We start from the raw sequence: 12,339 nt of genomic DNA, 5'->3' as shown, positions 1-12,339 counted from the left end.
AGTGCCTTTCCTTGAAAGGTTTCGATCGTCGATGCGTCGGTCTAGTAGACGAACGGCATGACGATGCCGATGAGGGCGAGCGCCTCACAGAACGCGAAACCGAGGATCTGGTTGGCACGGATCAGGCCGGCCGCTTCGGGCTGGCGGGCCAGCGCCTGGGTGCCGTTGCCGAAGATGATGCCGACGCCGACGCCGGGGCCGATGGCGGCGAGGCCGTAACCGATGGAACCGATGTTGCCTTCGACAGCGGCGAGGGTCTCAAGGGCAGCCATGCTGATTCTTCCTTCTCTTTCATGGACCGGCGGGGGTTGGCCACCGGACGTTCTGGGGCTGAGGGGAGGGGCGGCTCAGTGGTGCTCTGCGAGAGCGCCCTGAACGTAGGTGCAGGCCAGCAGCACGAACACGTACGCCTGGACGGCCTGGACGAAGAGCTCGAAACCGACCATGGCCACGGCCATCACGAAGGACACACCGGCGGCCGGAACCATCCAGCTGTTGAGCAGGTACCAGGAGGCGACCGTGAACATGACCAGCATCAGGTGACCGGCGAACATGTTGGCGAACAGTCGCACCGCGTGCGTGAAGGGGCGGACCAGCAGGTTCGAGAAGAACTCGATGACCATGACCAGCGGCAGGACCGGGCCGAGCGACTTGTCGTAGCCGGTGACGTTCTTGAAGAAGCCCACGAAGCCGTGCTTCTTGAAGGTCAGCGAGACCCACACCACGTAGACGATGGCGGCCAGCACCATCGGGTAGGCGATGACCGAGGACACCGGGAACTGTGCCAGCGGAATCACGGACCAGATGTTCATGATCCAGATGAAGAAGAACAGCGAGACCATGAAGGGGACGAACTTCTCCCCCTCCTTCTTGCCGATGGTCTCGTAGACGATTCCGCGGCGTACGAAGTCGTAGCCCGCCTCGCCGATCATCTGCAGCTTGCCCGGGACCACCTTCGCCTTGCCGAAGGCAAGCGTGAAGAAGGTGATGACAAGGAGCGTGGTGATGAGCGCGAGCAGCATCACCTTGTTGAACTCGAACCCACCGACCTCGACGATCGGCTTGAAAAGGAACGACTGCAGGCCCGGTGCCGGGAAGCCGCAGCCGTTGTCGGACATGATCCGACAGTTCCACTCAAAGGCGAGCTGGGTCTGGTCAGCACTCACCACGGGCTCCTTCGGCGTGACGCATGGGTACGGCAACCTCGTTGTGTCGGCGCGGCGCGCAGCCACGGTTCGGCACTGGACTGGTGTTACGGATGTGGGGGCGGCTGGAGGGCATCGAGCCTCGCGCTGGGGCAGGCGTCAGCTCACATGCCCGCGCCCGCGATGCCGCAGTTGGCACCGGACGATAGCAGGATCTCCCACCCGCGCTTATCCCGGCCCTACCCCTCACGACGAGTGCCCCGTCTTTTCGGGCTTGTCGCCCTTCGAGGAGTCGGGTTCGACATAGAGGATCTTGGCCTTCATGTGGGCACGCGCCTGGGCGCCGATCCACGCGAGCGTGGTGGCGACCAGCGTGATCGCGAAAGCCTTGGGGTTGAACAGCGTCGTGTTCTTGAAGGCGGCGACGAAGATGAACAGCAGCAGAATCTGTGCCGTATAGAGCATCAGACCCATCGCCTGGAAAAGGTGCGGAAGCGATTTGGCGGTGCGCTGCAGGACGTACAGCCCGATGCCCATGAAGAGGATCACGACCAGCGTCGCGAAGCCCGCCCCGATCGCTCCCTTGCCGCCGGCGACCACACCGCTGACGACGGCGGCAATCGCGCCGACGGCAGCTGTGGGCACAGCGGCCTGGAGAAGGATCCGGACGTCATTGGACGGCATGGCGGCAACTCCGCTTGCTCAAAGGGGCAGGTGTCGTCATGGACGAGCGTAGTCCCGGACAGAGAGAGAACCTCACCGCCGATGGACCGTCGCACTGCGGTCCTTCGGCTCTGTCCCGGGTTCTCGTGAACCGTATCACAAACTATTTGATGAGGTCTTTACCTGGTTGGTGTGCTCGGCGTCACACATGAGAGTGAAACTGCACGCCTGTGCACTCGAGCGACCAAATTGTTTGGTATTGGGGCGGTTTACCGACGCCGTCGCTGCGCCGCTTCTTGCACGATCCTTACCTCGCGTCAGCGGGACGTTCCGGCTTTGCGCTCGTCCAGGAGACGCGAACGGGGTCCAACAGCCGTCGCCCCATTGACTCCTGAGACACCGGCGACAACCGGAGTGCGGCGTTCCTCACGTTCGCCGTCGACGCCGTCGCAGTCGTCGGCGCGATCGCCGACGCCGGCTCCGACGGGTGCCCCGTCGTTCGTCCCGTCACCCGTGGCGTAGGCGACCTCGGTCGAGGCCTCCGCCGACAGCTCCACGGCCCTGCGGCGACGGTAGCGCGGCGGCACGAAGTGTTCGGCCCAGCGCGGGGCGCGCGGTGTGAAGCGCGGCAGCAGGAGCAGGACCAGGCCCACCGCGCTGAGCGCCATGATGCCGAGCACGATCCACATGGCCCCGGAGTTCACCGAGTAGGCCAGGGCTCCGAAGGCGATGAGCGCCGACCAGAAGTACATGATGAGCACGGCCCGGCTGTGCGAGTGGCCGATCTCAAGGAGACGGTGGTGCAGGTGGCCGCGGTCGGCGGCGAACGGCGACTGACCGCGCCAGGTGCGCCGCACGATGGCGAGCACCAGGTCGGCCGCCGGGACCGCGATGATCGTCAGCGGCAGCAGCAGCGGGATGTAGACCGGCACCGTCTGGTGCACGGCCTCCTTCTCGGACCCGGCGAAGAGGTTCATCGCGTCCGGGTCGACCTGCCCGGTGATGGAGATCGCACCGGCCGCCAGTACCAGGCCGATGAGCATCGAGCCCGAGTCGCCCATGAAGATCCGCGCGGGATGCATGTTGTGCGGCAGGAAGCCGAGACACATGCCCATGAGGAGCGCGGAGAAGAGGGTGGCGGGGGCGGCGGACTCAAGCCCGTAGCCGTACCAGATGCGGTAGCCGTACATGAAGAACGCGGCGGACGCGATGCACACCATGCCGGCGGCGAGACCGTCGAGGCCGTCGGCGAAGTTCACGGCGTTGATGGTGATCACGACGAGCGCGACGGTCAGCAGCGTGCCCTGCCACTGGGTCAGGGAGACCGAGCCGACGCCGGGGATCGGCAGCCACAGGATCGTCAGACCCTGCATGACCATGACGCCCGCGGCGATCATCTGGCCGCCGAGCTTGATGAGGGCGTCGATCTCGAACTTGTCGTCCAGGACGCCGATCAGCCAGATCAGGGCCGCGCCGGAGAGCAGGGCCCGCGGCTCGTTGGAGTTCTCGAAGACCTCACTGAGGTTCGTCAGGTGGTCGGCGACCAGCAGGCCGGCGCACAGCCCGAAGAACATCGCGATGCCGCCGAGGCGCGGTGTGGGTTCCCGGTGCACGTCACGTGCCCGGATCTCCGGCATCGCTCCGGCCACGATCGCGAACTTCCGCACCGGCCCGGTCAGCAGGTACGTCACCGCGGCCGTGATGCAGAGCGTCAGGAGGTATTCACGCACAGGCTTCCCCACAGATCTCGCTGGCCATCTCAGCCCCACACCCTAGCTTCGTGCGCATACGGTTGGGGACTTCCGGGTAGAGCCGATGGTTGCACGAGTGGCTGTGCACCGGTGATCGGCTACCCCTCAGTGGGCGGGATAGGGCGGAAATCTTCCGGTCAGATCCCGCACTTCTTCACGCACTCCACGCCCGGCGGACTCGTCCCGCAGGGCCGTCGCGAACAGCACCGCGATACGCGCGGTCTCGGCCTCGCCCATCCCCTGGGTGGTGAGGGCGGACGTACCCAGACGCAGCCCTCGCACGTCGGGATGGGGCAGGGCACAGGTGTCGAGGACCATTCCGGCCGCGGCGAGACGCCCGCGGGCGGTGCGGCCGTCCACCCCGAGCGGTGCCGGGTCGACGGTGAGCAGATGGGTGTCGGTGCCGCCGGTGGTGACCGCGAGCCCCTCGGCGGCCAGGCCCTGCGCCAGTACGCGCGCATTCGCCACCACCTGATGGGCGTACGCGGTGAACGCCGGTGTTGCCGCCTCACCGAACGCGACGGCCTTGGCGGCGATGGTGTGCATCTGCGCGCCGCCCTGTGTGAAGGGGAACACCGCCCGGTCCACCCGCTCGGCCAGTTCGCTCCCGCACAGCAGCATGCCGCCGCGCGGGCCGCGCAGAACCTTGTGCGTGGTCGCGCACACGACATCCGCGTAGGGGACCGGACTGGGCGCCGCTCCCCCGGCGACGAGCCCGATGGGATGGGCGGCGTCCGCGATGAGATAGGCGCCGACCTCGTCCGCGACCTCGCGGAACGCGGCGTAGTCGATGTGGCGGGGATACGAGATCGATCCGCACACGATGGCCTTCGGCCGGTGCGTACGGGCCAGGGTGCGCACCTGCTCGTGGTCGATGAGCCCGCTCTCGGGGTCGACGCCGTACCCGACGAAGTCGAACCAGCGGCCGGAGAAGTTCGCGGGCGACCCGTGCGTGAGGTGGCCTCCGTGCGGCAGACCCATCGCGAGGACGGTGTCTCCCGGACGCAGCAGGGCGGCGTACGCGGCCAGGACGGCCGAACTCCCGGAGTGGGACTGCACGTTGGCGTGATCGGCGCCGAACAGGGCCTTGGCGCGCTCCACGGCGATGCGCTCGGCCACGTCGACGATCTCGCAGCCGCCGTGGTGCCGGGCACCGGGATATCCCTCGGCGTACTTGTTCGCGAGCGGCGAGCCCAGCGCCGCCAGCACGGCCGGCGAGGTGAAGTTCTCGGCGGCGATGAGCTGCAGCGTCGTCGACTGCCGCTCCAACTCCCCGAGCAGGATCTCGGCCAGCTCAGGATCCTGCCGGCCGAGCACGTCGACCGACAGCGGACCTTCAAGCGTGTGTGCGACCGGCATGGCGGACTCCGGACCTCGACAGGGGAACGCTAAGTCCAATGTAGAACCGTGACCCCACCCGCGCCCGGTGTTACGCCCGAGCGGGGCCCCTCCTTCACGCGCCTCTCGCACCGCTCGGCCCTGGCGGGCCTCCCGGCGGAGCCGCTCATGTCACCGCGAGCCGCTGCGCCGGACTCCGTCCGCCGGTGTTCGGCCCCGGGTCGGATCAGGTGCGCGCGGGCACACCCGTCAGCGCCGTGACCACCGGATCAAGCGCCGGGTTGATCTCGACCGATCCCCGACGCGCCTCTCGCACCGCTCGGCCCTGGCGGGCCTCTCGGGCTTCGAGCCGCTGCGCCGGACTCCGTCCGCCGGTGTTCGGCCCCGGGTCGGATCAGGTGCGCGCGGGCACACCCGTCAGCGCCGTGACCACCGGATCAAGCGCCTGGTTGATCTCATCCCCCACCGAGCGGAAGAACGGGAGCGGGGCGCCGTACGGGTCGTACACCTCGTCCGCCTCTGCTGTGGGGGCCAGGAGCCACCCGCGTAGAGCCGCTGCCGCGCGGACCAGGGCTCGGGCGCGTTCGACCATGCCGTCGTCCAGGGGAGGGAGGGTGGCGGGGTCTATGGCGCGGACCAGGCGGGTGAACTCCTTCAGGGTGAAGGTGCGCAGGCCCGCCGAGTGGCCCATGGAGATGACCTGGGCGCGGTGGTCGCGGGTGGCCGTGAGGACGAGGTCGGCCCTGATGACGTGCTCGTCCAGCAGCTCACGGCCGACGAAGCCGGAGGCGTCCGCGCCGAAGTCCGCGAGGACCGCCTCCGCGTTGGCCTCCATGGGTGCGCCCTCGTGGCCCCAGGTGCCGGCGCTCTCCACGATCAGGCCGCCCCACAGGGGGTCGCCGAGCCGGTCCGCCAGGGCATGACGGGTCAGCCGCTCGGTGATCGGCGAGCGGCACACATTGCCGGTGCTGACGTGGAGGATGCGAAAAGAGGAGTCCCCCGAGGCCCCGTCGCCGTAAGCCCCCGTGTACCCCGTCCCCGTACCTATGCCACGCCCCGCGTCAGGGGCTGTCAATTCGCCACCTCGAGGTCGGGTACGACCTTTCGCAGCTCCTCGGCGGACAGGGCTCCCGCCCGCAGGAGCACCGGCACCTTGCCCGTGACGTCGACGATCGACGACGGGACGTTGCCGGGGGTCGGCCCGCCGTCCAGGTAGACGGAGACGGAGTCGCCGAGCATCTCCTGCGCGGCGTCACAGTCCTCGGGGGCCGGGTGGCCGGTCAGGTTCGCGGAGGAGACGGCCAGCGGACCGACCTCGGTCAGCAGCTCGATGGCGACCGGGTGCAGCGGCATACGTACGGCGACCGTGCCACGGGTGTCCCCCAGGTCCCACTGGAGGGACGGCTGGTGCTTGGCGACGAGCGTGAGCGCGCCCGGCCAGAACGCGTCGACGAGCTCCCACGCCATCTCGGAGAAGTCGGTGACCAGGCCGTGCAGCGTGTTCGGGGAGCCGATGAGGACGGGCGTGGGCATGTTCCGGCCGCGGCCCTTGGCCTCCAGCAGGTCGGTCACGGCCTCCGAGCTGAACGCGTCGGCGCCGATCCCGTACACGGTGTCGGTCGGCAGCACCACGAGCTCGCCGCGGCGGACGGCGGACGCGGCCTCGCGCAGACCCGTCGAGCGGTCGGTCGCGTCGTTGGTGTCGTATCGCCGTGCCATATCAGCAAGCCTCCTCGAACACGCGGGCCCCGTTGGCCGCGCATCTAACGTTTTCCACGTCGTCCACGCAAGAAGTCGCCGCTGTCATGGCGTCGCCCTGCGGGCGGTCGCGAACCGCGGCCGGTTGTTGAGGTCGGGATGGTCCGCGGCGTCGGCCCAGCCCCGCTCCTCGGTGAAGATCCACGGCACCTGCCCGCCCTGGGTGTCGGCGTGCTCGATGACGACGACACCGCCGGGCCGCAGCAGCCGGTGCGCGGTGCGCTCCAGACCGCGGATGAGGTCGAGGCCGTCCTCCCCCGAGAACAGGGCGAGTTCGGGATCGTAGTCCCGGGCCTCCGGAGCGACGTACTCCCATTCGGTCAGCGGGATGTACGGCGGGTTGGAGATGACGAGGTCGACCTGGCCGTCGAGGTCGCGGAACGCGTCCAGGGCGTTGCCCTGCCGCAGGTCGACCCTGGATCCCTCGACGTTCTTACGGGTCCACCGCAGGGCGTCCTCGGACAGTTCGACGGCGTGGACGCGCGAGCGCGGCACCTCCTGCGCGAGGGCGAGCGCGATCGCGCCCGAGCCGGTGCACAGGTCGACGATCAGCGGCTCGACGACGTCCATCGCGCGTACGGCGTCTATGGCCCAGCCGACCACGGACTCCGTCTCGGGCCGGGGCACGAACACGCCCGGCCCGACCTGGAGTTCCAGATAGCGGAAGTAGGCCCGTCCGGTGATGTGCTGGAGCGGCTCGCGGGCCTCGCGGCGCGCGATCACCTCCCAGTACCGGGCGTCGAAGTCCGCGTCCTTGACGGTGTGCAGCTCGCCCCGCTTCACGCCGTGCACGAACGCGGCGAGTTCCTCGGCGTCGTTGCGCGGCGAGGGCACGCCGGCGTCGGCCAGCCGCTGGGTGGCCTGGGCCACTTCCGCGAGCAGCACGCCGCGGGGGTTTGGGGGTCGCCCCCCAAGATGTTGCTGCACGCTGGTCCTCCGGGAGCTGTGCTGTTGTCCGTCGAGCGGATGTGTACTGCGCTGTACTTGTACGTGCCTTACGCCGCGGCGAGCTTGGCGGCCGAGTCCGCGTCGACGCACGCCTGGATCACCGCGTCCAGATCACCGTCGAGCACCTGGTCCAAGTTGTACGCCTTGAAGCCGACCCGGTGGTCCGAGATGCGGTTCTCCGGGAAGTTGTACGTACGGATCTTCTCGGAGCGGTCGACGGTACGGACCTGGCTGCGGCGGGCGTCCGCGGCCTTGCTCTCCGCCTCCTCCTGTGCCGCGGCCAGCAGCCTGGAGCGCAGGATACGCATCGCCTGCTCCTTGTTCTGCAGCTGGCTCTTCTCGTTCTGGCAGGAGGCGACGACTCCGGTGGGAATGTGCGTGATGCGCACGGCGGAGTCGGTCGTGTTGACGGACTGGCCGCCGGGCCCGGAGGAGCGGTAGACGTCGATCCGCAGGTCGTTCGCGAGGATCTCGACGTCGACCTCCTCGGCCTCGGGCGTGACCAGCACACCGGCGGCGGAGGTGTGGATGCGGCCCTGCGACTCGGTCGAGGGCACCCGCTGCACGCGGTGCACCCCGCCCTCGTACTTCATCCGGGCCCAGACACCCTGGCCGGGCTCGGTGGCGCCCTGGCCGCCCTTGGTCTTCACGGCGACCTGGACGTCCTTGTAGCCGCCCAGCTCGGACTCGGTGGAGTCGATGATCTCGGTCTTCCAGCCGACGCGCTCGGCATACCGGAGATACATGCGCAGCAGGTCACCGGCGAACAGGGCCGACTCGTCGCCGCCCGCGCCCGCCTTGATCTCCAGGATGACGTCCTTGTCGTCGCTGGGGTCGCGCGGGACGAGGAGCAGCCGGAGCTTCTCCGTCAGTTCCTCGCGCTGCTTCTCCAGCTCCTTGACCTCGGCCGCGAAGTCCGGGTCGTCGGCGACGAACTCCTTCGCCGTCTCGATGTCGTCCCCGGTCTGCTTCCAGGAGCGGTACGTCGCGACGATCGGGGTGAGCTCGGCGTAGCGCTTGTTGAGCTTGCGCGCGTTGGCCTGGTCGGCGTGGACCGACGGGTCAGCGAGCTTCTTCTCCAGATCGGCGTGCTCGCCGATCAGTTCCTCGACCGCCTCGAACATCTCCGGCTCCAATGGACTGTCCCCCGCTCCATGACGGGCGCGGGGACGTAGGTACTACGACGAATAGGGGCTGCACCGCAAAGCGCCGGTCCCAGCGCCCCCTGGACGGAGGCACCGAAGACCGGCGCAGTGTGCTCGCTACTTGTTGTCAGCGGCAGCCTTGGCCTTGCCGAAGCGGGCCTCGAAGCGGGCCACGCGGCCACCGGTGTCGAGGATCTTCTGCTTGCCCGTGTAGAACGGGTGGCACTCGGAGCAGACCTCGGCACGGACGGTGCCGCTGGAGATCGTGCTGCGGGTGGTGAACGACGCGCCACAGGTGCAGCTGACCTGCGTCTCGACGTACTCGGGGTGGATGTCGCGCTTCAAGGTGTCTCCTAGTTTCGGGAGGGCGCCGGGTCGCTGCCGCGGGCTGCGGAGCGTGAACCGGGGCCGACGTACCAGTCTGCCAGGACTGGGGCCATCCCCCAAAACCGGGGGTTCGCGTTGTGTATTCCCTGCGGGTCCGGTGGGGGCTTGTCGCGCAGTTCCCCGCGCCCCTGAAAAACGAAAGGCAGGGGCGCAGTCCCGCCTTTCAGGGGCGCGGGGAACTGCGCGAGCAACCCCCACCGGACCCGCAGACAACAAACGGCCCCCAGCGGAGCGCCTAGCTCACAACACCCTTCGCCGCCCCCGTCGCCGCACCCTTGGTCGCCGACCTCGGGATCGGGCGGTCGTTCTTCAGGGCGTCCCAGACCTGCTGGGACTTGGCCTTGAGGACGAGGACACGGTTGCCGTCGGCCGGGTCGTACTGGACCGGCATCGTCACCATGTTCATGTTCGACGGGCTGATGCCCTTGAGGCCGTTGGCGAACGAGGCCAGGCCCTTGACCGTGTCGAGATCGGTGTCGGTGGTGACGGTCTTCGTCGCGGTGTCGGCGAGATCGAACAGCTTCTTGGGGCTGGTCAGTACGCCGATGTTCTTGACCTGCTCGACCAGGGCCTTGATGAACGCCTGCTGGAGCTGGATCCGGCCGAGGTCGGAGCCGTCGCCGACGCCGTGCCGGGTGCGGACCAGACCGAGCGCCTGCTTGCCGGTGAGCTGATGCGTGCCGGCCTTCAGGTTGAGGTGGCTCTCCTCGTCCCGGATGCTCTTGGTCGTGGTGACCTTCACGCCGCCGAGTTCGTCGATGAGCTTCTGGAAGCCGCTGAAGTCGACCTCGATGTAGTGGTCCATGCGGATGCCGGTCATCGACTCGACGGTCTTCACGGCACAGGCGGCGCCGCCGGTCGAGTACGCGGAGTTGAACATCACCTGGGACCCGGCGTCGTGCTCGACGCCCTTGCTGTCGGTGCACTCGGGCCGGTCCACGAGGGTGTCGCGGGGTATGGAGACCACGCTGGCCTTCTTGTGGCCCTCGGAGACGTGCACGATCATCGCGGTGTCCGAGCGGGCACTGCCGTCGTCGACGCCGCCGCCGAGCTCCTTGTTGCCGCCGGAGCGTGTGTCGGAGCCGAGTACGAGGATGTCCTGCGAGCCGTTGTCGACGTCCAGGGGCCGGTCGGTGCCGAGTGCCTGGTTGATGTCGACGCTCTTGATGTTGTCGTTGAGCTTGAAGTACATGAACCCGAGGCCGGTACCGCCCAGCACGACGACGCCCGCGGCGGCCCAGGCCGTGATGACGAGCGCCTTGTGGCGCGTGCTCCGCGGCCTGCGGCGGCTGCCCTTGCCGCGGCGGCGCGGGGCGCTCGAACCGGAATCCTCCGGTGTGCCGGGTTCCGGCATGCTCTCGGCAGACATGTGCTCCTCAGTCCTCGTACGTTCGGTTACCCCCTGCAGTCAGGGTCAGGCGTGGTCATCTGCCGCGACGTCTCTGTCAGGACCCGTCCGGTCAGACGTTGAAACCGGAAAAAGGGTTGCACGACGCGCTGTGACCGCGCTGTGGATCAACGGACACGCTGGGTGAGGGGCGGGACGGACCGTCGAGCGCTCACCTGGGCTTTCGATGGCGGACGGCGTGCTTCCGCGAGCACGTGGCGCTCCTCACATCTGTGGCGAAGGTCTCTTCACAGCCCATTTCACCGGGGCTCTTGCACCTCGAAAGGTCGACGCGACGGCCAACGCGAAGGGCCACCCCGTCGCGTACACGGGGTGGCCCTTCGCGTTACCGGCCTGGCCGGCTGTGCTGCCTCAGTCGTTGCCGTTGCCCGGCATCGGCGTCGTCTTCTGGATCTGCAGCAGGAACTCGGCGTTCGACTTCGTCTGCTTCATCTTGTCCAGGAGCAGCTCGATCGCCTGCTGCTGATCGAGCGCGTGCAGCACCCGACGCAGCTTCCAGGTGATCGCCAACTCGTCGCTGCCGAGCAGGATCTCTTCCTTACGGGTACCGGACGCGTCGACGTCCACCGCCGGGAAGATGCGCTTGTCGGCGAGCTTCCGGTCGAGCTTGAGCTCGGCGTTGCCGGTGCCCTTGAACTCCTCGAAGATGACCTCGTCCATGCGCGAGCCGGTGTCGACGAGCGCGGTGGCCAGGATGGTCAGCGATCCGCCGTCCTCGATGTTGCGCGCGGCACCGAAGAAGCGCTTCGGCGGGTAGAGCGCGGTCGAGTCGACACCACCGGACAGGATGCGGCCGGAGGCCGGGGCGGCGAGGTTGTACGCACGGCCCAGACGCGTGATCGAGTCGAGCAGTACGACGACGTCGTGACCCAGCTCCACCAGACGCTTGGCACGCTCGATGGCGAGCTCGGCGACCGTGGTGTGGTCCTCGGCCGGACGGTCGAAGGTCGAGGAGATGACCTCGCCCTTCACCGACCGCTGCATGTCGGTGACCTCTTCCGGACGCTCGTCGACCAGGACGACCATCAGGTGGCACTCGGGGTTGTTGTGCGTGATCGCGTTGGCGATCGCCTGCATGATCATGGTCTTGCCGGTCTTCGGCGGGGCCACGATCAGACCGCGCTGTCCCTTACCGATCGGCGCGACGAGGTCGATGATGCGGGTGGTCAGCACGCCCGGGTCGGTCTCCAGACGGAGCCGGTCCTGCGGGTAAAGGGGCGTCAGCTTGTTGAACTCCGGCCGCCCGCGCCCGGATTCGGCGGCCATGCCGTTCGCCGAGTCGAGGCGGACCAGCGCGTTGAACTTCTCGCGGCGCTCGCCGTCCTTGGGCTGACGGACCGCGCCGGTGACGTGGTCGCCCTTGCGCAGACCGTTCTTGCGGACCTGGGCGAGGGAGACGTACACGTCGTTCGGGCCGGGCAGGTAGCCCGACGTACGAATGAACGCGTAGTTGTCGAGGATGTCCAGGATGCCCGCGACGGGGATCAGGACGTCGTCGTCGGCGAGCTGCGGCTCGTTGGGGCCGAACTCGTCGCGGCCGCGCCGGCCACGGCGGTCCCGGTAACGGCCGCGGCGGCCGCGGCGGCCACCCTCGAAGTCGTCGTCGTCCTGGGGCCCGTTGTCACGCTGGCGGTCCTGGCGGTCCTGACGGCCGCCGCCCTGCTGCTGGCCGCCCTGACGGTCCTGGCGGTCCTGGCGCTGCTGGTTGCCGCCGCCCTGCTGCTCGTCGCCCTTGCCACGGCGGTCGCGGTCGCGGCCTCCACGGTCACGGTCGCCGCGGTCGCGACGGTCACGGT

General features: G+C 68.5%; 12 protein-coding genes. All 12 read right to left on the bottom strand.

Going from position 1 to position 12,339, the window contains the following annotated elements; genetic code table 11:
* Positions 1-41: 41 nt before the first annotated feature.
* A complete protein-coding gene (atpE, locus tag O3Q52_RS11825; RefSeq protein ID WP_105970730.1) occupies positions 42-272 on the bottom strand; it encodes an ATP synthase F0 subunit C in 231 nt (76 codons plus the stop codon).
* Positions 273-347: 75 nt separating this feature from the next.
* On the bottom strand, positions 348-1,118 hold the full coding sequence (atpB, locus tag O3Q52_RS11820; protein ID WP_269648754.1) for a F0F1 ATP synthase subunit A: 771 nt from the start codon (positions 1,116-1,118) through the stop codon (positions 348-350).
* A 273-nt stretch (positions 1,119-1,391) separates the two neighbouring features.
* Positions 1,392-1,829, bottom strand: a complete 438-nt coding sequence (locus tag O3Q52_RS11815; protein WP_055614414.1) for a hypothetical protein — start codon at positions 1,827-1,829, stop codon at positions 1,392-1,394.
* A gap of 296 nt (positions 1,830-2,125) precedes the next feature.
* Complete coding sequence (locus O3Q52_RS11810) at positions 2,126-3,538, bottom strand: MraY family glycosyltransferase (protein ID WP_269648738.1); 1,413 nt, start codon at positions 3,536-3,538, stop codon at positions 2,126-2,128.
* Between the two features lie 126 nt (positions 3,539-3,664).
* Positions 3,665-4,918 (bottom strand): serine hydroxymethyltransferase, encoded by a 1,254-nt coding sequence (gene glyA, locus O3Q52_RS11805; protein WP_269648737.1) that lies wholly within the window; start codon positions 4,916-4,918, stop codon positions 3,665-3,667.
* Between the two features lie 373 nt (positions 4,919-5,291).
* The gene (locus tag O3Q52_RS11800; RefSeq protein WP_269648753.1) at positions 5,292-5,945 is read right to left on the bottom strand and encodes a protein-tyrosine-phosphatase; all 654 of its coding nucleotides are present in this window, start codon (positions 5,943-5,945) and stop codon (positions 5,292-5,294) included.
* Between the two features lie 23 nt (positions 5,946-5,968).
* Positions 5,969-6,616, bottom strand: coding sequence for an L-threonylcarbamoyladenylate synthase (locus tag O3Q52_RS11795; protein ID WP_269648736.1), 648 nt, complete (start codon positions 6,614-6,616; stop codon positions 5,969-5,971).
* Between the two features lie 84 nt (positions 6,617-6,700).
* Positions 6,701-7,540 (bottom strand): peptide chain release factor N(5)-glutamine methyltransferase, encoded by an 840-nt coding sequence (gene prmC, locus O3Q52_RS11790; protein WP_269648734.1) that lies wholly within the window; start codon positions 7,538-7,540, stop codon positions 6,701-6,703.
* Between the two features lie 110 nt (positions 7,541-7,650).
* Complete coding sequence (prfA, locus tag O3Q52_RS11785) at positions 7,651-8,727, bottom strand: peptide chain release factor 1 (RefSeq protein WP_143636225.1); 1,077 nt, start codon at positions 8,725-8,727, stop codon at positions 7,651-7,653.
* Between the two features lie 138 nt (positions 8,728-8,865).
* A complete protein-coding gene (rpmE, locus tag O3Q52_RS11780) occupies positions 8,866-9,093 on the bottom strand; it encodes a 50S ribosomal protein L31 (RefSeq protein ID WP_055614408.1) in 228 nt (75 codons plus the stop codon).
* Between the two features lie 277 nt (positions 9,094-9,370).
* A complete protein-coding gene (locus O3Q52_RS11775) occupies positions 9,371-10,504 on the bottom strand; it encodes an LCP family protein (RefSeq protein WP_269648733.1) in 1,134 nt (377 codons plus the stop codon).
* A gap of 390 nt (positions 10,505-10,894) precedes the next feature.
* The coding region (gene rho / locus O3Q52_RS11770; RefSeq protein ID WP_269648732.1) for a transcription termination factor Rho at positions 10,895-12,339 on the bottom strand (1,445 nt) is incomplete at its 5' end.

Source organism: Streptomyces sp. ActVer (assembly GCF_027270795.1).
Lineage (GTDB): Bacteria > Actinomycetota > Actinomycetes > Streptomycetales > Streptomycetaceae > Streptomyces > Streptomyces umbrinus_A.
This window is presented reverse-complemented; position numbering and strand designations above follow the sequence as displayed.

Bases quoted from the DNA above. Each gene is read 5' to 3' on its own strand.
- atpE (WP_105970730.1), bottom strand. From the start codon at position 272: ATGGCTGCCCTTGAGACCCTCGCCGCTGTCGAAGGCAACATCGGTTCC.
- atpB (WP_269648754.1), bottom strand. From the start codon at position 1,118: ATGTCCGACAACGGCTGCGGCTTCCCGGCACCGGGCCTGCAGTCGTTC.
- O3Q52_RS11815 (WP_055614414.1), bottom strand. From the start codon at position 1,829: ATGCCGTCCAATGACGTCCGGATCCTTCTCCAGGCCGCTGTGCCCACA.
- glyA (WP_269648737.1), bottom strand. From the start codon at position 4,918: ATGCCGGTCGCACACACGCTTGAAGGTCCGCTGTCGGTCGACGTGCTC.
- O3Q52_RS11795 (WP_269648736.1), bottom strand. From the start codon at position 6,616: ATGGCACGGCGATACGACACCAACGACGCGACCGACCGCTCGACGGGT.
- prfA (WP_143636225.1), bottom strand. From the start codon at position 8,727: ATGTTCGAGGCGGTCGAGGAACTGATCGGCGAGCACGCCGATCTGGAG.
- O3Q52_RS11775 (WP_269648733.1), bottom strand. From the start codon at position 10,504: ATGTCTGCCGAGAGCATGCCGGAACCCGGCACACCGGAGGATTCCGGT.